This is a genomic window from Hathewaya proteolytica DSM 3090 (genome assembly GCF_900142225.1).
GTDB lineage: Bacteria > Bacillota > Clostridia > Clostridiales > Clostridiaceae > Hathewaya > Hathewaya proteolytica.
This window is the reverse complement of the sequence record NZ_FRAD01000004.1, coordinates 190,571-211,843: the sequence shown is the minus strand read 5'-3', so window position 1 is coordinate 211,843 and position 21,273 is coordinate 190,571. Positions and strand designations below refer to the sequence as shown.

The following is a 21,273-nucleotide window of genomic DNA, read 5'->3' as shown; positions in this document are numbered from 1 at the left end:
TTTTACCATACAACAAATTTCATTAATTAATGCTGTGCTTCTGGCTCACATTTCTTTTTTAAATGATTATTTATATATTTATAGATTTTTTCTATACTGTCAGTTCCAACAATGCCCTTTAGTATTCTAACGCCATTTCTTACTAAGTCTATTATATTGTCTTTTCCTTCCCAGTTCTCCAAAATGATATTTTCATCCTCATTGTTTAGTACCCTATCAAGGGCAAAGCATATAAGAGTGATCTCATCAATTTTTCCTATAAAGGGTATTTTATCGGGAATAAGTTCTATAGGAGATATTATGTAAGCACCTACAACTCCTAGCAAAACTTTATTGCTGTTTTTAACCCTAGGATCTTTTATCAACCTATAAACTAAGGATATCAAATCTGGAATTACCATGGAATACTGTAACAATTCCTTATACTGTGGGCTCACGCTGTCCTCTATTTTTTTTCTAATATTAGTATATCCATCAGTAACCTTGTTTTTAGAGTTCAACACAACCTGAATTATCTCCTGCTTTTTTTCAGGATTTAACTCCCTAACACTTTTAATTTTTTCATTTTTTTTCATCGCTTCTTCAAAGGGAATAAAGTTCTTATCTTGGTTATACTGAAGATTATCTAAAGATAGCTTTAGATAATCACCCTCTATATATATTTCCTTTAGAATAAAAGTTACATAAGGCACTATAGTCAGCACTGTATCCAGCTCTACATATATCATGTCTTGATGGGAGATAATGCCGATAACCATAAAATCATCTAGCAATTTTTTAAGAGCAGTTTTTCTAATAAGGGGAAGAATAGGCAACTTCGCAATGGATATCTTTGCTATTCTAAGCCTTAAAAAATTCTTCTCTACTCCCTCTATGTTCAATATACCTTTAAAGGGAATTTCCACTTTAAACTTATAAGACCCTTCAATAAAAAGCCTACTTTCCACATAGTCTATTTTGTATATTTTTAGCCCATCAACCTTTGCCAACACTAACACGTCTTCGATAATGCTTTTTAAGTCTTCCCTGCTAACATTTATATTTACGTTATTAACGTTCACCTCTACACCCCCACTCTATTTTTTCTTATAAGTATATACGTACATAAAAGAACTTATTAACATACCCGCCACCAGTCCAGCCATGTGGGCCATGTTGGATATATTTTTTACAGATAAACCAATAAAAATATTGATAGCTATTACACTTAAAATATTTAAAAGAAGACCCTTGCCAATCTTCTTTTTAGCTCTATATGCAAAAACTAAAGTAGCACCTAGTAATCCAAATATAGCTCCTGAAGCCCCCACAGCCACGCCTTCCAATGTTAAAGAAGTAAGTAAAGAGGCAATTAGCCCGGATCCAAAATAAATTATGAGGAATTTTTTCTCTCCATAAACTTGCCTTACAAGAGGTCCGATGGCAAACAAGGCATACATATTACTGGCAATGTGGAGTAGCCCCCCATGGAGAAACATATTGGTGATAAATCTATAAAATTCATTTCCAATGTATGAGATATTTGTAAGAGCCCCTAGCTTATAGACCACAGATATATCTATGTCTAGAATGCCGCCCCCAATCTTTATATTTGACACAATTTCAATAATATAAGCCAAAATATTTACAGCCATCAGTGCCACTACTATTTTATTTTCATGAAAGAATTCCCCTGAACCGCGGGATCGGCTTTTATAGTATTGCAAAGATGATTGTATTTCGTAGAGCACAGATTCGTCTACCATGCCATAAACTTCCATGGTCTCCTTTGAAAAATTAATTGCAAGGAGCTCCATGTGGGGATTGATTACATCTTCCACATTCTTTTTCAAAAAGCACTCATAGACTTGAACGTTCATATTTAATCCAGAAGTTTTCTCCAGTATACTTTGTCTATACTCATTAAAATATCTTTGTGTTCCACCCTCGGTAAACACAATATAATTTATTTTATCCTCATGTATCTTTGATACACACCAAGTATTGGGTACATTCCCTAGTCTTATTTCAGAAACACCATATCTGAATTCATCTATTAAATATTGAAGAATTACCTTGTCTGACTTTTCCATTTAAATTACCATCATTTCATTTTAATTATTTTATTCTGTTAGTAAATTCTCAAGCATTTCTACTCTCTCTGCAAATACGTCTAAAGTATCCTGTAATGGTTTTGATGTGGTCATATCCACACCAGCCCGTTTTAAAAGTTCTATGGAATTTAAAGAATTCCCACTCTTTAAGAAGGTAAGGTATTTGTCTACAGCTTCCTGTCCACCTTCTAGAATAGCCTTACTAAATGAATTACCAGCAGAGAATCCCGTTACATACTGATAGTTATAGTAATTTGAGAAATATTGTACTACTCTTGCCCACTCCATGTCAATATCATCATCCACCACAATATCATTTCCATAATACATAACATTTAAATCATGATAGATTTTGCAGATATCATCTGCTGATAATATATTTCCCTTTTCCAGTTCTAAATTTATACGATGTTCGAACTCATCAAATAGAGCTGCCCTGAATACTACTATTCTCATTTGCTCTAATTGTGCGGCAATGTAAAACATTTTTTTATTTTTATCTTCCTCTACATCTATAAGGTATTTAGCCAATAAGGACTCATTAGTTGTAGAAGCTACCTCTGCACAAAAGCCACTATGGAATGAATATATATATGGCTGATTGTGGTTTGAATAATAGGAGTGTATAGAATGTCCCATTTCATGAGCTAACATGGAAACATCGCTATAGTGATTGCTGTAATTCACATGTACATAAGCCTTTGTGTCGTAGGTACCCCAGGAGTATGCTCCACCCTTTTTACCCTTATTCTCGTAAACATCCACCCATCTATTTTCTATACCACTCTTAAATATATCAAGGTACTCTTTGCCAAGTGGTGCAAGCCCCTTTAATATAAGTTCTACACCCTCCTCGTAAGGTATGTTATCTTCTACTTTATCCACCAATGGTGCATACATATCGTACATATGAAGCTCGTCTACTTTCAATACCTTTTTCTTTAAAGCTATATATTTGTGAAGTATTGGCAAATTTTTATGAATGGTATCAAGAGTAATTTCATGAACCTTAACAGGTATATGATCTGGCTTTAATGCGTACTCCAATGCATTTTCATAATTTCTCATTTTTGCCTTTACACCGAAATTTTTAATGGATGAAAGCACCAAAGAAGCGAAGGTATTTTTGTAATCCTTAAATGCACCAAAGGCAGCTTTAAAGGCTTTAAATCTAAGGTCTCTATCTTTAGATTTAAGGTAAGCCGTAAAATTTGAATCACTGATTTGTATCTTCTCACCATTTTTTGTGGTTATGCAAGGGAATTTTAAATCTGCACTGAGAAGCATATTCCAAGTATTCTCTGGAACGCCAAAAGCAGAATCCAATTTTGACAATAATTCCTCTTGTTCCTTTGGCAATGTATGTGGCTTTTCATCTAATATGTTCATAAGATAAAACTCATAAAGCTTCAACTCTGGAACTTCATTGATTTCTTCCTTTATTCTCTCTTCACCAATCTCCAATACCTCTGGTACAAAATAAGAGATGATAGCATTGGTTTCACTAGATAGGACATCTGCTCTCTGCTGAAGTGTTTGATTTTCAGCTATCATGGTATTTTCATCTCGCTTTAAAGAAGCATACACGTATAATTTGTCAAGAACCCTATACACCTTTTCTTCTTGTTTTAAATAGTTATAAAGTTGCTGTCCCTGAGATAATTTTCCCTTGAAGTCCTTTAACTTTTCTTTCTGCTCCTTTACGAAGGCAAAGTCCTTTTCAAAGGCTTCTAAATCTGCATAGATCTCCTCAATAGCCCATCTGTACTTTTTGTCAATGCTCTCTCTATCCTTAACACCTGTTTCCATAGACATTTTATAATCCTCCCCAATAGGTTTTGATTTTTTCTATTTTTTTTTGTTATTATTGTTGTTATTATTGTCACTATTGCTGTTCTTATCTTCCTTACACTTGTGGCATATGCCCTCCAGTGTAATGTCCCCACAAGTTACATAAAAGCCAGTTTCTTTCCTCAATATTTCTTCAATCTGTGGCATAGGGCACTCATATTCTACTTCCTTATGACAAATTGAGCACTGAATTTTATGCTTATGTACATTCTTTTTTAATATAAATTTAAAGGTACCATTTTCACCTATTATCTTATTTACAATATTTTTTGTTTCAAAAACGTCTAGTGTTCTATATATAGTAGACAAATCCACCTTTACATCCTCATCTCTAAGAATAAAGTAAAGTTCCTCTGCTGTCATAGGAGAATTTTTTTCTAGAAAACAATCTAACACTCTTATTCTTCCTTTAGTAACTTTTATATTAAACTGTCTCAAATACTCTTCTGCCTTCATATACACCACCTCAGTATCATTTTACCACAGCACTCTCCATATTTCTATGAAGATTTAGCTTTTTCCAAAATATCATTAATACGCAACACATTGCCGATTATTTTATAAGTTTTTATCTCAGTCTTGTTTTTATAGATGGTGTAAATCTCCACCAAGTTGCCATTGTTTATGGTTATTGTCATCCCATCATCTAGACTGTCTCCATAAAAATTCATTGTATATGTATCTTCACCTAACAAAATATTTTCGTCACTAACTTCCACCGTAAATGGAATTATATAATTCATTATCTTATCCACTATTTTATCATCTTCAGTGATAAGTACAACATCCCCACTGCTTGTTTTATCTATTATAACCTTTGAATAGTTCCCCTCCATACCTTGTCGCCTTTTCTTTATGGCCCTGCCTATGGAAATACGGTTACCATAAAAATACCATATTACAAACACCGTGCTTAAAATCAACATAATATAAATATAAACTTTTTTCTTCATATGTTTTCTCCTGGAAATTTGATTTCTTTTATATTATGTGTAGAAAAAAACATATTATTAATTTTCCTATTTAGGCTGAATTGTAAAGAGCATCGTGTCATTGTGAAACCACTCAGTCTCATTGACAAAAGTAGCTTCACCACAGGATGCTCTTAACTATATAGCTATATTTATTGTTCTATATTTATCACTCTATATTTAATTTGGTATTTCTATTTTAGTTTTTTTAGAATCTCTATTAAGTATTGATACATTCTGTCGATGGAAGGAATGCTTATGTGTTCCTTTGGAGTATGAACATCAAAAGTATCTGGTCCCATAGAAATCATATCCATGTCGTCTCCAAATTTTCCACCGAATAATCCACATTCAAGCCCTGCATGAATTGCTGAAATTTCTGGTTCCTTTCCAAACATTTCCTTAAATACTCCAACACAAGTATCCCTAAGTTCAGAATCTTTTTTGTACTCCCATGCAGGATAGTCAGCTTCTTTTTTTAGTTCTCCACCACAAAGCTTTGCCAATTGCTCACTTCTAACCACAATTTCTTCCTTGAGAGTACTTACAGAACTTCTCACAGCACTTTCAAATTCTACCATGGAATCCTTTGTTAAAACTATTCCTAAGTTGCTAGAACTCTCCACAAGTCCTTTTATTTCCATACTCATAGTTTGCACACCATTTGGTATAAGAAGTAATGCTGATATTATATTTTCAGTGCTCTTCTTTGTAAAGCTTTTACCTTCATTTTTAACTGATTTAAAAGTCACCTTTACATCTTTATCTTGAGATGAAAATTCGTTAGATAGAGTTTGTTGCCATTTTACAGCAAATTTTTCTATGATTTCTTCCTTAGCATTGGTAGAAAAAGCAGCTGAACAACTTCTAGGAATGGCATTCATCTTTGCTCCACCATTGATATCTACAATTTTAATATCACAGTTGCTATTCAAATCGCTTAGCACGCGACCCATGAGCTTGTTGGCGTTACCTCTTTGCTTGTGGATTTCCATACCTGAGTGTCCACCTTGAAGACCATCTATGGTAATATTGTAGCATCTCTCCTCATTTTGTTCTCTCTCCACAGGAATATCTAAAATTGTTCTTACACCTCCAGAACAACTTACAAGCAATACGCCCTCTTCTTCAGAATCTATATTGATTAGCTTTCTTCCCTTTATCTTTGAAGGATCTAGGTTTTCTGCACCACCCATCCCCACTTCTTCCTCTGTTGTAACTAATAGCTCAATTGGTGGGTGACTTATATCCTTAGAATCAAGAATAGCAAGTCCCATAGCCACAGCAATACCATCATCTGCGCCAAGAGTTGTTTTGTCTGCTCTTAGCATATCTCCATCCACTATAAATGCAATTGGGTCCTTTTCAAAATCATGGTTGCTGCTATCTTCCTTTTCACAGACCATATCCATATGACCTTGAATCACAACTATAGGTGAATTTTCATATCCTTTTGTGCCTGGCTTTCTTATGATAACATTTAAAGCTTCATCTTGAATTACTTCTAGATTGCGTTGTTTAGCAAAATCTACAAGCCAATCACTTATAGCTTTTTCATTCTTAGATCCCCTTGGAATCTGGTTCATCTCTTTAAAAAACTTAAAAACTTCATAACTCTTAAGCTCTTTTAACTGTTCTAACATATATATCACGCCTTTCTATGTGTATTTTGTATGTCATAAGACTATTTAAACATAACACAATCTTATTATATACTATTAATTTCTTATGTAGTATACCCAATCTAAGCTTAATTAATTAAATAGAAGATTCTACAAAACAATTTATTTTATATACAAAAGTTTTCTGTGAATTTGGTATCAAAATCCCATATGTAAAATATATTAGTATTGATAATGTTTGAAAGGATGATTTCAATGGAAGTAAATATCCCCAATGCTATAAAATCATTTATACGTGTTTTGCACGCTTCTCCACAAACTCCCGCTGTAGATGTATATATCAACAGCATACCCACCATAAAAAATCTACAATACAAAGGATTCACCGAGTATTTGCCTATATCTTCTGGAACATACAATGTAAAACTCTTTAGAGCAGGCACTGCTGTGCTCATTTATGAAAAAGATATAAAAATTGCTCCAAATGAAATTTTAACAGTGTGTGCCATTGGAAAGGATGCAAAAGATTTATCACTTTTCCCTGTAAAAGATCCAAAATTACAGATAGACACCAGTAAATCATATTTAAGGCTTGTACATCTATCTCCTAATACTCTACCTGTAGATGTTATTACATCTCAAGGAATAGTTTTATTTCAAAATGTTGGCTATACTGAAAAGCAAGGCTATATATCTTTACAACCCAGTATTTACCACATAGATATTAACTTATCAAACACCACAAACTCAGTATTGTATGTACCAAATATGAAACTACTTCCAAATAAATTTTATACTATTTATTTAGTAGGGCTTTTAGATGACACCCCACCACTGCAGGTTCTTATACCACTAGACGGAAATTCCTATATATCATTTTTTAGCTAAAACAAAAGAGTTCTGCCTTTATATAATAGTAAAGGCAGAACTCCTATTTTATTTCAATCTTTCCATTAACTCTTCTCTAAGCTTTTCATGCCCTGGCTTTCCAAGAAGGGCAAACATGTTTTTCTTGTATGCCTCCACTCCCGGCTGATTAAAAGGATTGACCCCAAGCACATATCCACTTATACCACAAGCTTTTTCAAAGAAATAAACCATATAACCAAAATAATATGGACTAATTTCCGGTATTTCTATGACTATGTTTGGAACTCCTCCATCATTGTGGGCAAGCAATGTACCTTCATAAGCTTTTTTATTTACGAAGTCCACAGTTTTTCCCTTTAAATAATTCAAACCATCTAAATCTTCCTTAGCTTCTTTTATTTCAAGATCCCTTGATGGATTTTTTACAGTGATTACAGTTTCAAAGATATTTCTAAGTCCATCTTGTATATACTGTCCCATGGAGTGAAGATCCGTCGAAAAGTTCACAGAAGCAGGGAAAATTCCCTTCTGATCCTTTCCTTCACTTTCACCATAAAGTTGCTTCCACCATTCAGAAAAATACTGAAGTCTTGGTTCATAATTTACAAGAAGCTCCGTAGTTTTATTCTTTCTGTAAAGTGCATTTCTTGCTGCCACATATTTATAACATGGATTTTCTAGTACATCACCACATTTTAATTCTTCACGGGCCTTTTCTGCACCTTCCATAATTTCATCTATATTAACGCCTGAAACTGCAATAGGCAAAAGTCCTACAGCAGTAAGCACAGAAAATCTTCCACCCACATCATCTGGAATCACAAAGGTCTCGTAGCCCTCTGCATCTGCCAAAGATTTAAGAGCACCTCTAGCTTTATCTGTAGTAGCAAAAATTCTTTCCTTTGCCTTATCTTTACCATACTTCTTTTCCAAAAGCTCTTTAAAAACTCTAAAAGCAATAGCTGGCTCAGTGGTTGTACCAGATTTTGAAATAACATTAACAGAAAAATCTCTATCCTTCACAAGGTCCACAAGATCCATAAGATATGTAGAACTTATGCTATTTCCAGCAAAGTATATTTCAGGTGTTTTTCTATTTTCCTTTTTCATAGAATTGTAAAAAGAATTGTTCAGCATTTCAATGGCAGCTCTAGCTCCCAGGTAGGAACCTCCAATACCTATTACCACCAATACTTCCGAGTTGTTTTTTATTTTCTCAGCAGCTGATTTTATCCTATTAAATTCATCCTTATCATACTTTTCATGCAAATTTGCCCATCCTAAAAAGTCATTTCCTGCTCCGCTGCCTTCTTCTAACATTTTAGCTGCGCAACTAACAGTGCATTCCATATTTTTTAATTCATCCTCTTTTAAATATGGAGCTGCCTTTCTTATATCCACTTTTATTTCTGTCATACAAACTATCCTCCCAAAATAAATATAACTACCCTAGGTTCATATTTTACTACAAAACTATGATATTTTCAAACTCAGTTACATACTTGTTTATTGCATAACTATATATTTAGGGTACTCTTCTCTTACAAATTTTTCAAACACAGAAAGAGATCTCTTTACCTTGTCCTCATCGATGCAATAAGACATTCTAAAGTACCCAGGAGCACCAAAACTATCACCTGGTACTAGAATTAAATCATATTTCAATGCTTTTTCACAAAATAAATTAGCATCCTCCTCCAGTGCCTTAGGGAAAATATAAAAAGTCCCATCTGGTTTCACCATCTTAAATCCAAGCTTTGCAAGCTTCTCATATATTAAATTCATGTTTCTTTCATAAACCCCTAAATCTGCTGTAAGATTAATGGTTTTAGCAATGGCTAATTGCATTATGGATGAGGGACAATTGTGTCCAATACCACGAGATATCTGACCGCACATATTTACAAGGAGTTCAGACTTTCCACAGGCGGGATTGAAAGCTACATATCCTATTCTCTCTCCAGGTACAGACAAGGACTTTGAAAATGAATAACACATGATGCTATTATCATAATATTTGCATACACAAGGTAGCTTTGCCCCATTAAAAACTATTTCTCTGTAAGGTTCATCGGATATTAAGAAAATATCGTGTCCAAACTCTCTCTGTTTCTCATAAAGTATATTACAAAGCTTAATTATTGTTTCTTCAGAATATGCTACACCACTTGGATTGTTAGGAGTGTTAATAAGTATAGCCATGGTTTTTTCATTTATCATATCTTGGAATTTTTCAAAATCTATTTGGAAATTTTCATAATTGGCAGCTACAATTTTAAGAACTGCTCCTGTAAGGTTTACATAAGGCACATATTCCGGAAAACAAGGTGCGAAAGTTATTACCTCGTCTCCCTGCTCTGTTACACATCTTATGGCGTGAGCAATGGCACCAGCAGCACCACTAGTCATAAAAATATGGTTTAACGTGTAAGGAATTCCAAACCTTTCTTTTAGAGATTTAGCCACTGTTTCTCTTACAAAAGGGATACCAAGAGTAGGACTATACCCATGAAGTTTTACTGGATCTTCATTTTTAAGCATTTCCACCATGGCTTCAGTGAATTCCTTTGGTGCCGGCACTGAGGGATTTCCCAGGGAATAATCAAAAACATTATCATATCCAATCTCCTTCCCTCTTTCTGTGGCAAACTCTGAAAGCCTTCGTATAACTGATTTTCCTTTTAACATATTAGAATACTTCTCTGATATCATAATATCACCCCATCAACTTAATGTACCACTTTTCTACACATACCACTGCTGTTGAGCCTTATATAGTTTATAATACTCTCCTTGCCTTTTCATAAGTTCCTCATGACAACCTATCTCAGAAATTTTCCCTTGCTTCATCACCACAATTTTATCAGCTAAAGTGCTAAGCCCCACTCTGTGAGATACTATAATAGCAGTCTTGCCCTCTGAAATATCCATGAATTTTTTCAAGATTTCTGATTCCATTACAGGATCCAAAGCACTGGTAGGCTCATCCATAATAATAATTTCACTGTCTTTATAGATACCTCTAGCTATGGCAAGCTTTTGCCACTGTCCCCCAGAAAGCTCTCTACCACCAAAATCTCTACCTAATTTTTCATCTAAAGAAACCTTCTCCTGCTTAAACATATCTAAGCCCGCATAATTAAGTGCCCTCCATATGTTCTCATCGCTGTCCTCAAATTTTCTTTCACATAATGCCACATTTTCTCTTATGCTTAAATTGTACTTTGTAAAATTCTGAGCTATTCCAGATATCTTATGGATAAAACTTCCTCTTTTAAAATCCAACACAGAAATGCCATCATACTTTACTTCACCTGACTCTGGTTTATAAAATCCAAGTATAAGTTTTGTTAAAGTTGTTTTTCCGCTACCATTTTCCCCAAGAATCACAACCTTTTCGCCTTTTTTAATCTCAAGATTAATATTATCTATAGTGCTTTTTTTCGAGTTTGGATATGAAAAACTTACATTTTCAACAATTATATTATACTTTAATTTATCAAACTTTATTTCACCATATTCTTCTTCTTCTAAATCTATAAATTCAAAATAATCACTGGCAAAATTCACTTTCTCGTTAAAACCACCCATATTAATAAGGAATTTTTTTGTCTGTTCCTGCATCTGAAGAAATACAGATATACATGCCCCAAAAATACCAACATTTATGGTTCCATTCACCACCATAACAAGAGCCAATACAATACATACAAAATATCCCGTTATTCTTATAAAATCACAGAGCATAAGAGACATGCTATCTTTCCTACTCTGTTGCCATAATTCTTCATTTATCTGGTTTCTTATACAAAGCCATTTATCTTTCAAATATTGGCCAGAATCTGTTACACGCATTTCCTTTATGCTACTCTTATTTGTAAGTAGTTGCCACAAATAATCGCGTTTTCTAACATTTTCAGATTGCTGGTACTTTAGACAATAAAATTCATTTCCCCTTATAATTTTTGCAACAACATAGGGTAAAACACTGAAAATACTAACAGGTATAAACCACAGACTGTAAGAGGCCAACACGGTGATTATGGATAAAATCCCTATAAGGCTGGTGATAATTATGGAACCCGACATAAAGATTTGGCTCATAAATTCATTGTTTACACATTGTTTTGCCCTTTCTTCACGCTCCATAGTCTTGCTATTTTCATAGTCCACTAGAGATAATTTAGCTGCTTTTTCATAGATTTTTCTATTAAACTCACTATCATTTTTTTCATATAAATCAGCATTAATATAAACGCTAGATATAAGTTGAAAGATCAATCTGACAACATATCCTATAATCAATATAACACACATTTTTATAGCAAAAGATATGGACCTTGTCCCCAATGAATATTCATATATATAATTGAACAGTTTTGCCATAATAATAGCCGTAAATGCTGGGAAAAGTCCTTCTAAAATATAATATACTGGTGATGCTATGGCAGCTACCGGAGTGTTTTTAAATATTTGCCCACATATTCTTGAAATTATCACGTAACTACTGTATTTCTTCTTCATTTGCACTACCTCCGTCATACCAGTTACTCTGCACACGCCACATATCAGCATATAAGCCCTGTGCTTTTATAAGTTCAGCATGAGAGCCGTTCTCCACCACCACACCTTTATTTAACACTAAAATTCTGTCAGCCATTTTTGCACTGCCTAATCTATGGGAGATCACAATGGATCCTCTATGCTGAAGAACTTTTTGGAAACATGAATACATGTTACTCTCAGCTATGGGATCTAAAGCAGAAGTAGGCTCGTCCAATATTGTAAATTGGCTACACGCTACTAATGCTCTAGATATAGCAATTCTTTGCCACTGACCTCCAGATACATCTATACCATCTTCGCTGAGTTTTCCAAGGTTTACATCTATGTTTTCACTTATTTCTTCTGCCATACCATCCTTCAGTGCTTTTTTTATAAGTTCCTCATTATTTAAAGTTTGTATATCACCCAATGCTACATTCTCTCTCAAAGTAAGACTATATTTTTCATAATCTTGGAATACTAAGCTAATAGCCTTATGGATTTCTTTATAGCTCATATTTCTTATATTTATACCATTGATTAGAATTTCTCCCTGCTGTGGCTCATATAACCTACATAAAAGTTTTATCACTGTTGATTTACCAGCACCATTTTCCCCTACAAAAGCAATTTTTTCTCCCTTTTTTATTTCAAAACTAAGCCCTTTAAGTATCTCTTTTTCTGTTTTAGGATAAGCAAAGTGTACATCTTTAAAAACTATGTAATGCACATCTTCATTGTTACCATGTTCTTTCACACTTAAATCCATACTATCTTCAGGTAGATTCATGAATTTATGATATACTCTCATGTACATAGAATTCTGGGCTATAAGAGTAAAGGTATATGATAGATTTTCTGTGGTCTTTATAATGCTATCCGCAGAACCTGCTAACGCTACAAAAACCCCAAGAGATATGTCTTTTGAAATTACACCTTTTACAAGGAAAAATAGAATGCTAGCTACCCATATAATTATCATGATACAGCTTACCGCAAAATACCCCTGAGATTTTATAGTAATACGAAGCCGCTCTTTCAGCACTTTACTACTTCTGTCTTTCCAAAGTCCACTTATATAATTAACTGCACCAAATAACCTAAGTTCAAAAAGAGAGGACTTTTCTGACAATAATTGTCCTAAATAATCCATAAACCTTTCATCTACGCTTTGGTTGTTAAACATGGTATTCATAGTGTTCATAGCTTTAAAATCCATAATCATCATGACAATTATAATAGCAATAAATATAATACAAAATATTATTCCAATTTGCATAAATACAAGTATAAGACCCACAAGACTTACAAAAACGCCGATTATCTCTACAGCATTTATAAAAAGTTGAAAAACCTTCTCCTGAGGATTGTCTCCCATCCTCTTTAATATATCCTTTGTATGGCTATCTTCAAAACACCAAAACTGTATCCTAGCGTATTTGTCAGCTATATCCTCAGTAAATTCAGTATCTAACTCCCTCTTAATTCTTATATCTTCACAGTTATTTAAGAATGAACATACACAAGGAATCACCATAGAAGTTATTAAACACGAAGACCACATAACAACACTTCTAATGGGCTCCCCATTTAAAATACATAGCTGTATACTTTTTATCAATTTTTCAGTAAAAAAAAGAGACAATGGTGTCATCAAGGCCGCAATAACAACTACTATTAATTTTATAATAGCATGAAAGGGTGAATATCTAAATATCACCTTAATATTCTTCAACACATCTCTTAACATTCAATCACCCCCCGTGGTTTTATCTTCTGTTTTTCTACATATATTGTTTTAACATTTCTTCTCTTTTTGTCCATCCTGGCAAAAGAATGTCCAGCTCATCATAAAAACTCTTTGAATGATCTGGATGAAGGAAGTGGTTAAATTCGTGATATACTACATACTCTATACATTCTAGTGGAACTTGAAATAATTTGGAATTCAGTGTGATGATACCCTTTACTGGCTGACAGGACCCCCATCTGGATTTCATTTTACGTATTCTAATTAAAGGTTTATGAACAGAATATTTTTTAAAAACATCGTACACTTCATCACATACTTTTGAAAACACCAGCTGCTGATTTTGACGAATCCATGATTTCATAAGCTTTTCCCTGTTTTTATATTCATTTTTATCCCTTATATACAGAAGAAGTTGGTTTTCATCTACCATTACAGAGTTTTTCTTGCACTGGGGTATAACCTTTAGCACAAATTCTTGGCCTAAAATGAGAAAAACCTCCCCATCACCATAATTCTCTGATTCCAATCCATTTAGCACTTGCTTTTTCTCTAACCTATCTATAGCTTTTTTTATAAAGGCTGCTTTTGACCTTACAAAGTCGTCAACATAAGATGCAGACAAATTTTTACTAGCAGATACCATTACACTTCCATCGCTTCTTATCCTCAAATTAATATTCTTAACCTTTTTTGTCATAAGAGTATACTGAATGTGAATATTGCCCTGTGTTATATGGCGTACTTCTTCAATTACATTTTCGATTTTATTCATTATATCTCCTTTATAACTGTTTCCTTGTCTGATGGCTAACCGTTGTAACACTTCCTAGCTTGTCACTCATCTCCTAGCTATTATTTATTGAATAGTATATCACTTTTCACATCAATATCAAAGGTTTTAGTTAACTTCAGTTTGAATTTATAACATTGTGTCCTTTAATCTTTACTCTATGAATCTTAAACTTATTTTTAATTATTTTCTAATCTCTTCTAAGCAAATATAATTTTTTTGCTAAATCTAGTAGCTCCAAATCGTTAACAGATTGAACATTTTCATACCACTGATTATTTATTGTATTTGGAGAAATTGCGCCTGCGATAGACGCAGCCATGGAAGCAGCAGCACATATCGACATTTGTCCACCATGAGTTGGCATCTCCAATTGCTACTCCTTTTAAACATCCTATAATCCTATCTTTAGTCGTTTCTGACATATTATCACCTCAAAATTTATTTTTAATTCTTTCTACAACTTGTTTCCCTTTTATTAACAACAATTTGTAATCCACACATTAATAATGCCCCAATAAAAGCTAATATTCCTATAGGAATCCATAAAGCTTGTATACTAAAATGTTTCACATACACCCCTGCTAGCATAGGCCCCAGGATAAATCCTAATTTACGAATAATAGGAAATATAGAATTAAATCTTCCTCTATGGCTTATAGGCGCATTATCTGCAATATAAATATTAGTATTGGTAGCTACCAATATTTCTCCTATGGTCCATAGGACAGCAGATAAAATAAACATGCCATAGCTTGTTATAAAGGCCATCATGCCAAATCCCACGGTATAGAACAAACCACCCAGTGCAATACACATAGAAGGTTTTACATTTTTTATTACATAGGGAAGTAGTGGTGGTAACAGGCTACATAGTACAGTATTCACTGTCATAAGGGTACCAAACACCAGGGAAGCAGTATCTTTACTGAATACATCACCTAGCTGAAGTGATATACCAAAGTTATATTGAGAAAATACAAGAAAATATATTACCATGATAGCTGAAAAAATTAGGATCTGTGGCCTTTTTAGTAAAGCTTTCATGAGACCACCTTGTTCTGCCGTCTCCTTATGATAATCCTTCTCATTTTCCTCTGCATCAAATTCCCCAAACTTTGGCATAGTTTCTGGCACCATAGTAGCAACTAAGATAACAGAAATTATGGTGGTTACAGCATCTCCTATGAAAAGCAACCGAATGTATTTATTATATAAGAATGCTGCCATAAGCGGTCCCACAGCCATGCCCACATTCATAGCCATATAATGCAATGAAAATGCAGTTTTCCTCTTATCTCCCTTTGTTAAATCTGTCATTATTGTACTGTACACTGGAGACGATATTCCTGTAACAAAATTGGAAAGCATAATAAAAGCTACTATAATCCAGGTATCCTTAGCAAATCCGCAACACAGTATGGAAACTGCCGAAAGAGTTCTAAACACCATAAAAATAATTTTTCTTCCTATTTTATCGATGAGTTTGCCGCCAATTAATGTTCCAACTAATCCAGCTACACTATTGATGGCCACAATGGAACCTACAGTTGCCACACCCATGCCCACTTTATATGTCAAAAACATGGTGAGCAATGGATGTACGAAATTACCCATATTACTTATAACAGATGCAAGTAACATAATATAAACAGCCTTAGGCAACTCCAAATACGGCTGCAAAACTTTTTTTATTGTCATAATACCCTCCTAGGTTTTGTGGATTTCTTCTTTAATTCTGCCCTTCAATTAAAATTAATTTCTCACCAATTTAACACATCATCTTCATTAAATTGCTCTCCACAACGTTTTAATTCTCCTAACACTCTTTTTATTCCATATTCAGATTTAAACCAATTGTCCCTGTTAATATCATAACCTTCCACAGTAACCACATAAAATTCTGTGTTAGGAAATACGGACTTATAAAACATAAGGCTTCTACGAGCATGAAAAGTTTTGCATATCAATATAGCTTTTTCTACCTTTATATTGTTTTCTTCACAAACTACTTTGGCCATTTCAGCATTTTCTCTAGTCCATCCAGACTTATTATCTTCAATTATAGCTACCTCTGGTACTCCATTTTTCATTAAAACATCCTTAAAGAAATCAGCTTCCGTATCATATTGTCCATTGTATACGTCTTGTTTTGTTTTAGGCCCAGGAAATTTTCCAGTCTTAACGCTGACACCACCGCCTACAATACAATAGGGTGCATATCCTTCCTTCCAAAGCTCTGCTGCAACTTCACCCTGTTCTGAGAAAGAACCACCTACAATCATTATGGCATCAGATTTTTCTGGCATATGTTCTACAAATATAAATTCACTTATATCTTCAATAATACTGCTCATAAAAGTTACCCCTTTCTTTCAAAGATTATATTGTGTATTTAATCTTACAATATAATTCTATCTGAAAATTCATACCTTCTCAATTAAGTGTTATTGAATTATCCCGTGATTATCCTTAAAATTAATGATATAATATTTATATAAATTCACAGCATTATGTGAACTTATACTTGTTTCTTCATATTAAAGGTAGGCGATATAAATGAATAAAACCTGTTACATATTCGGACAACAAATTGAATACAATTTCCTGTCATCTTGGATCAAATATCTCCGCATGGAAAAATCCATTAGCCAGGAAGCTTTATGTTATGGTATCTGTTCAAAAAGCCATCTTTGTTACTTTGAAAATGGTAAGAGAACTTTAAGAGAAGACATTATAGAAGCTTTATTAAAAAAGCTGGGAATTGACAACATAAATAATATAAATCAGTTGGGTTCAATACGCCAAAAGCTCTATTCCATGATGCAAGAAATAGAGACTGGTGATAAGGAGCGTGCAGAGAGTATATATATGAAGCTCACATCTATGGAGGATTTTATTCAAGACTCCCTTTATAGTCTTGAATTTAAAGTCTATAAAATAGCTTATCTGTTTTTTGTAAAAAAAGAAAAGTATGACACTTTAAAAGACTATATTAAGATATTGGACAAGGCTCTAGTGAATTCAGAAGCTACTTTAAAGTACACTTATCTCCTTACTACTGGACGATGCATCTTTCGAGACAAAGACCATGGCGAAGGGCTTGCTCGTCTCTTACAAGCAAAAGAAATCATGGACACACCCTGGGTAAACTATATGCTTGGTTTCTCCTATTGTTTTAATAACGAACCACTAAAGGCCACTTATTTTTTAAACAATGCTTTAGATAGTTATGAAAAAAATGGTCACTACATGAATGCCGTAAAATGTCATGACAGTTTAGCTGTATGTTATGGCTATCTCAACATTTATGAAAAAAGCAAATTTCATCTAAGTGCTGCTCTCAACGGTGCAACATATTTTGATATGAAATCTACCCTATGTGGTATTTATATAAACTTGTCTGATGCTTATATGTGCACAAAAGAATACGAAAAATCCATGGAATACTCCAGATTAGCCATAAAAATGTGTGAACTTTACAATGAAATATTCACTCTTTTGGCAGTATCAAATTACATAGAAGCTGCCTTAAAATCTAATATATATGATGATATAGATAAATTTTTCAAAAAATATTTATGCACAGATTATGAGGATTCAATTTATTATAAATATCTTTATTATCTATATCTTAGTTATCACCACTTTTCAGAGGAAATTTTTTATACAACAATTACAAAAGATATATTGCCATTTTATAAAAAAATCAACTACATAGAATTTTACTCATCTATACAGTTAAAACTCATTGAACATCTTGAACTTAAAAGAAAGTATAAGGAAGCTAACATAATGTACAAAGACCTTTTATATAATGGGCATATTTTGAAGTTGTAAAAAAATTAAGGTATGCTTTTACATACCTTAATTTCTTTTTGTATCTATTCTACATCCGCCCATTTTTTAGCTATTTTTTCTAGTTCACCACTGCTTTTAATTTTTGCAAGTCCTTCATTTAGTTTTTTATTTAATTCATTATTTCCCTTTTTAGTCATTATAATCATCTCACTTGTTCCTAATGGCTCCTCCACAATCTTAACATACTTTCCCTTTTTCTTAATCTCATCTGTTGCAAAAGTATGACCAACTACCAACGAATCTATTCTTTTTGCCTTCAAATCTGTAAATGCTTCTGCACTGTAGTTGTATCGTTTTATTTCTTTAACATTTTTTACTTTACTATCTACCAATTTTTCTGCATATGTACCACTTTGAACACCAATTACTTTACCCTCTAAATCCGAAAGTTTCTTTATATCATTGTTTTCCTCTAAAACCACTGCTACGGTATTAATATTATAATAAGTATCGCTACCCTGTACATTACCTTCTGCAAGATTTTCTCTAAACATACCAGAAGCTAATAGATCATAATCCCCTTTTTCAACACCTCCAATCAAAGATACATATTCTGCATCTTTAAATTCCACCTCAACGCCGATTTCTTTGGCAATGGCTCTCATCATATCAAGATCAAAGCCTTCAATTTCTCCATTTTTCGAATTTCTATATTCAAATGGAGGATACATTGCACACATACCAACAGTAATTTTACCTTTTTTCTTCACATTATCCCATGACTTATCAACACCGTTATTAGATGAACTCTCACTATCTTTTTTTTCACATCCAAAAACTCCCAAGGACAACATGCTAATAACTAATATTAAAGAAAGTAACTTTACAATTTTTTTCATCACTACTTCTCCTTCTAATATATGTATTTTATAAATTAATTTTAATAATATGAACTACCATAAGTAATATGGCTAAAATCTAATCCTTCCTTTTCAGCTCGTGCAATAATCTCCCTTTTACCTTCATCTTTTTCCGTAGCATTTATAGTCTTCATAACACCGTCAACTAACATAGGAAATCTATTGTATGGGATACCAATAGCCATCTCTGTTTTATCCCACTTTGCCAAAAATCTTGTATTAGAACATAAAACCGAAACATTTATATCATTAGTTTCATACGGTCTTGTGGTGCACTCAAGACATAAAGCTTGATTACCATCAAATCTAATATTGTTACACAATCCATTATGATATGAATAACCTTGAATAATTCTCATCATGTTATATGGTATTGTTACCACTATAACTACATCTGGCTCTTCTTTAAACTCACTTAAAGGCTGAGCTACTACACCATATATTCGTTGTGAAACTATATTTGCTTCCTTATGTGTTTTCTTAGCAACACACATGCTATTATACATATTTAAATAATAATATCGATTTCCTATGTGGCATTGTTCATCTAGTTCTTCTAATCCCAAAGCTCTAGTAGCTCCACAGCATCCTGAATTTTCAAAATTAGCCTTAAGACATTTACCTTTAGTTGCTAATTGGACCATGGAGCAGTATGATAACTTATACTTTACTCGTGGTACTTCACATTCATCAAACTCACTTTCCGAATATAAAAATTTTATTCCAACAGGATTTCTATTTAAATCCAAAGCACAAACCAAATTTTTCTGTAAATCATCGTATAAACTCATTTTTACTCACCTTCCACGCTCTGTTTAATATTTTAAAGCCAATTTCCTCTCTAAAATTTTAGAGATTAAAGACGCCACATAAATTAAGACAAAATAAATTATTGCAATAACCGTGTATACCTCAAAAGGTCTTGAGGTACTCGTATATATAAGTTGTCCACATCTTGTTAATTCTGTTATAGATATAACTGTGATAAGAGAACTACTCTTTAGAAGATCTGAAAAGCTATTTACCAAAGCAGGAATTGAAACCACAAGTGCTTGTGGAATGACTATGTGCCATGTAGCTTGTAACTTGCTATATCCCATAGAATATGCTGCTTCAAATTGCCCTTTATCTACGCCTTTTATCGCTCCCCTTACTATTTCCGACATATAAGCTCCTGAATTTAAGGCTAATCCCGTAATCGCAACAGTATAACTATCCATAGTAATGCCTAAAGAAGGAAGCCCATAATATATAAAAAATAACTGAATTAATAGTGGAGTCCCTCTAAATGCTTCAACATAGAAACCAAGAAATTTTTTTAAAACACCAAAACTGTCATATGAACGTATAATTCCTACAACAAACGCTATAAAAAGTGCTAAAACAAAAGATATCAAACTTATTTCTATAGTTACTTTAGCACCCTTTAATAAAAAAGGTAGATTGTCAGTTATAATTTGGAAATTTTCAAATAAATCCATTTATTATCACCTCCCAACTTTATCTTCACATCTCAGCCATTTCATTCTAGATGATAACAACTTGAAAGTAGTTTGTCTAATAGTTTCTCTCTATGATTTTTTTACGTTTTATATATTTTTTCTATACTCTTATGTTTACGTTAATACAAAAAGAGCAATCAGATAAGTTGTCAGATTGCTCTTTTTGTATAATATTAATAAATTTTTCTTTCAAATTTTAAGTATCGCGTCCCCTGAAAAGTAAGATTTCCCACATCACTTTCTGCCATCATACCATATACATCACCAGTTACATGAAACTCCATTCTATCCCCACTATCCACCTGAAATGTAACATAATAATCAGTATCATGTAGCATATTATTCATGGAATTCTCGTTCATAGAATGTCTGCTATTCACATTTGTACGCTTTGTTACTACTTTTGCATTCACCGTAAGCACTGGCGAATTGTTATTTTTTATTGCTTGCTTAGAAGTTTTTACCATTTGAGAGATTATTAAAGAAAACATAACAATAAATATAATAACCATGAAAATCGGTACAATATTAAACATTATATTCATAGACGGCTCA

At 33.2% G+C, this 21,273-nt stretch carries 20 protein-coding genes; 2 read left to right on the top strand and 18 right to left on the bottom strand.

Annotated elements, in window-relative coordinates; translation table 11 throughout:
* Positions 1-26 precede the first annotated feature (26 nt).
* From BUA73_RS02535 to BUA73_RS02510, 6 genes are all read right to left on the bottom strand, one after another.
* Positions 27-1,061, bottom strand: coding sequence for a YkvA family protein (locus BUA73_RS02535; RefSeq protein ID WP_072901969.1), 1,035 nt, complete (start codon positions 1,059-1,061; stop codon positions 27-29).
* 15 nt (positions 1,062-1,076) lie between these two features.
* Positions 1,077-2,072, bottom strand: a complete 996-nt coding sequence (locus BUA73_RS02530) for a rhomboid family intramembrane serine protease (RefSeq protein ID WP_072901967.1) — start codon at positions 2,070-2,072, stop codon at positions 1,077-1,079.
* 30 nt (positions 2,073-2,102) lie between these two features.
* Positions 2,103-3,908, bottom strand: a complete 1,806-nt coding sequence (gene pepF, locus BUA73_RS02525) for an oligoendopeptidase F (RefSeq protein ID WP_072901965.1) — start codon at positions 3,906-3,908, stop codon at positions 2,103-2,105.
* Positions 3,909-3,941: 33 nt separating this feature from the next.
* On the bottom strand, positions 3,942-4,400 hold the full coding sequence (locus BUA73_RS02520; RefSeq protein WP_072901962.1) for a Fur family transcriptional regulator: 459 nt from the start codon (positions 4,398-4,400) through the stop codon (positions 3,942-3,944).
* 44 nt (positions 4,401-4,444) lie between these two features.
* Positions 4,445-4,897 (bottom strand): hypothetical protein, encoded by a 453-nt coding sequence (locus BUA73_RS02515; RefSeq protein WP_072901959.1) that lies wholly within the window; start codon positions 4,895-4,897, stop codon positions 4,445-4,447.
* Positions 4,898-5,109: 212 nt separating this feature from the next.
* Entirely contained in the window at positions 5,110-6,558 is a 1,449-nt protein-coding gene (locus tag BUA73_RS02510) for an aminoacyl-histidine dipeptidase (RefSeq protein ID WP_072901957.1), read from the bottom strand.
* Between the two features lie 234 nt (positions 6,559-6,792).
* Here BUA73_RS02510 and BUA73_RS02505 point away from each other — a divergent pair, with 234 nt between their 5' ends.
* The gene (locus tag BUA73_RS02505; protein WP_178139205.1) at positions 6,793-7,425 is read left to right on the top strand and encodes a DUF4397 domain-containing protein; all 633 of its coding nucleotides are present in this window, start codon (positions 6,793-6,795) and stop codon (positions 7,423-7,425) included.
* 48 nt (positions 7,426-7,473) lie between these two features.
* Here the strand turns inward: BUA73_RS02505 and BUA73_RS02500 are convergent, their stop codons facing one another.
* The 8 genes from BUA73_RS02500 to BUA73_RS02470 all read right to left on the bottom strand — a co-directional run bounded on the left by BUA73_RS02500 (position 7,474) and on the right by BUA73_RS02470 (position 16,852).
* Positions 7,474-8,823: a glucose-6-phosphate isomerase gene (locus BUA73_RS02500; protein WP_072901953.1), complete on the bottom strand. Its 1,350-nt coding sequence runs from the start codon at positions 8,821-8,823 to the stop codon at positions 7,474-7,476.
* A gap of 90 nt (positions 8,824-8,913) precedes the next feature.
* A complete protein-coding gene (locus BUA73_RS02495; protein WP_072901951.1) occupies positions 8,914-10,119 on the bottom strand; it encodes a pyridoxal phosphate-dependent aminotransferase in 1,206 nt (401 codons plus the stop codon).
* A gap of 33 nt (positions 10,120-10,152) precedes the next feature.
* A complete protein-coding gene (locus BUA73_RS02490) occupies positions 10,153-11,931 on the bottom strand; it encodes an ABC transporter ATP-binding protein (protein ID WP_072901949.1) in 1,779 nt (592 codons plus the stop codon).
* Positions 11,912-13,702: an ABC transporter ATP-binding protein gene (locus tag BUA73_RS02485; RefSeq protein ID WP_072901947.1), complete on the bottom strand. Its 1,791-nt coding sequence runs from the start codon at positions 13,700-13,702 to the stop codon at positions 11,912-11,914. The genes BUA73_RS02490 and BUA73_RS02485 overlap by 20 nt, the downstream gene beginning before the upstream one ends.
* A gap of 34 nt (positions 13,703-13,736) precedes the next feature.
* Positions 13,737-14,477 (bottom strand): M48 family metallopeptidase, encoded by a 741-nt coding sequence (locus BUA73_RS02480; RefSeq protein WP_072901945.1) that lies wholly within the window; start codon positions 14,475-14,477, stop codon positions 13,737-13,739.
* 208 nt (positions 14,478-14,685) lie between these two features.
* Positions 14,686-14,868: a hypothetical protein gene (locus BUA73_RS13845; RefSeq protein ID WP_143146964.1), complete on the bottom strand. Its 183-nt coding sequence runs from the start codon at positions 14,866-14,868 to the stop codon at positions 14,686-14,688.
* 74 nt (positions 14,869-14,942) lie between these two features.
* The gene (locus tag BUA73_RS02475) at positions 14,943-16,196 is read right to left on the bottom strand and encodes an MDR family MFS transporter (protein ID WP_072901943.1); all 1,254 of its coding nucleotides are present in this window, start codon (positions 16,194-16,196) and stop codon (positions 14,943-14,945) included.
* A 62-nt stretch (positions 16,197-16,258) separates the two neighbouring features.
* On the bottom strand, positions 16,259-16,852 hold the full coding sequence (locus BUA73_RS02470) for a YdcF family protein (RefSeq protein ID WP_072901941.1): 594 nt from the start codon (positions 16,850-16,852) through the stop codon (positions 16,259-16,261).
* A gap of 202 nt (positions 16,853-17,054) precedes the next feature.
* Here BUA73_RS02470 and BUA73_RS02465 point away from each other — a divergent pair, with 202 nt between their 5' ends.
* Positions 17,055-18,335, top strand: a complete 1,281-nt coding sequence (locus tag BUA73_RS02465; RefSeq protein ID WP_072901940.1) for a helix-turn-helix domain-containing protein — start codon at positions 17,055-17,057, stop codon at positions 18,333-18,335.
* Positions 18,336-18,379: 44 nt separating this feature from the next.
* Here BUA73_RS02465 and BUA73_RS02460 read toward each other — a convergent pair whose 3' ends face one another.
* From BUA73_RS02460 to BUA73_RS02445, 4 genes are all read right to left on the bottom strand, one after another.
* Positions 18,380-19,195, bottom strand: a complete 816-nt coding sequence (locus BUA73_RS02460; RefSeq protein ID WP_072901937.1) for a transporter substrate-binding domain-containing protein — start codon at positions 19,193-19,195, stop codon at positions 18,380-18,382.
* A gap of 41 nt (positions 19,196-19,236) precedes the next feature.
* On the bottom strand, positions 19,237-20,007 hold the full coding sequence (locus tag BUA73_RS02455; protein ID WP_072901935.1) for a DUF169 domain-containing protein: 771 nt from the start codon (positions 20,005-20,007) through the stop codon (positions 19,237-19,239).
* Between the two features lie 24 nt (positions 20,008-20,031).
* Entirely contained in the window at positions 20,032-20,697 is a 666-nt protein-coding gene (locus tag BUA73_RS02450; protein ID WP_072901933.1) for an amino acid ABC transporter permease, read from the bottom strand.
* Positions 20,698-20,891: 194 nt separating this feature from the next.
* Positions 20,892-21,263 carry a DUF2500 domain-containing protein gene (locus BUA73_RS02445; protein ID WP_072901931.1) on the bottom strand — a complete coding sequence of 124 codons (372 nt, stop codon included), beginning with the start codon at positions 21,261-21,263 and terminating at the stop codon, positions 20,892-20,894.
* Positions 21,264-21,273: the final 10 nt, after the last annotated feature.

Coding starts and splice junctions, on each gene's coding strand:
- BUA73_RS02475 (WP_072901943.1), bottom strand. CDS start 16,196: ATGACAATAAAAAAAGTTTTGCAGCCGTATTTGGAGTTGCCTAAGGCT.
- BUA73_RS02450 (WP_072901933.1), bottom strand. CDS start 20,697: ATGGATTTATTTGAAAATTTCCAAATTATAACTGACAATCTACCTTTT.
- BUA73_RS02505 (WP_178139205.1), top strand. CDS start 6,793: ATGGAAGTAAATATCCCCAATGCTATAAAATCATTTATACGTGTTTTG.
- BUA73_RS02530 (WP_072901967.1), bottom strand. CDS start 2,072: ATGGAAAAGTCAGACAAGGTAATTCTTCAATATTTAATAGATGAATTC.
- BUA73_RS02485 (WP_072901947.1), bottom strand. CDS start 13,702: ATGTTAAGAGATGTGTTGAAGAATATTAAGGTGATATTTAGATATTCA.
- BUA73_RS02480 (WP_072901945.1), bottom strand. CDS start 14,477: ATGAATAAAATCGAAAATGTAATTGAAGAAGTACGCCATATAACACAG.
- BUA73_RS02495 (WP_072901951.1), bottom strand. CDS start 10,119: ATGATATCAGAGAAGTATTCTAATATGTTAAAAGGAAAATCAGTTATA.
- BUA73_RS02490 (WP_072901949.1), bottom strand. CDS start 11,931: ATGAAGAAGAAATACAGTAGTTACGTGATAATTTCAAGAATATGTGGG.
- BUA73_RS02520 (WP_072901962.1), bottom strand. CDS start 4,400: ATGAAGGCAGAAGAGTATTTGAGACAGTTTAATATAAAAGTTACTAAA.
- BUA73_RS02455 (WP_072901935.1), bottom strand. CDS start 20,007: ATGAGTTTATACGATGATTTACAGAAAAATTTGGTTTGTGCTTTGGAT.
- BUA73_RS02515 (WP_072901959.1), bottom strand. CDS start 4,897: ATGAAGAAAAAAGTTTATATTTATATTATGTTGATTTTAAGCACGGTG.
- BUA73_RS02510 (WP_072901957.1), bottom strand. CDS start 6,558: ATGTTAGAACAGTTAAAAGAGCTTAAGAGTTATGAAGTTTTTAAGTTT.
- pepF (WP_072901965.1), bottom strand. CDS start 3,908: ATGTCTATGGAAACAGGTGTTAAGGATAGAGAGAGCATTGACAAAAAG.
- BUA73_RS02460 (WP_072901937.1), bottom strand. CDS start 19,195: ATGAAAAAAATTGTAAAGTTACTTTCTTTAATATTAGTTATTAGCATG.
- BUA73_RS02465 (WP_072901940.1), top strand. CDS start 17,055: ATGAATAAAACCTGTTACATATTCGGACAACAAATTGAATACAATTTC.
- BUA73_RS02445 (WP_072901931.1), bottom strand. CDS start 21,263: ATGAATATAATGTTTAATATTGTACCGATTTTCATGGTTATTATATTT.
- BUA73_RS02470 (WP_072901941.1), bottom strand. CDS start 16,852: ATGAGCAGTATTATTGAAGATATAAGTGAATTTATATTTGTAGAACAT.
- BUA73_RS02500 (WP_072901953.1), bottom strand. CDS start 8,823: ATGACAGAAATAAAAGTGGATATAAGAAAGGCAGCTCCATATTTAAAA.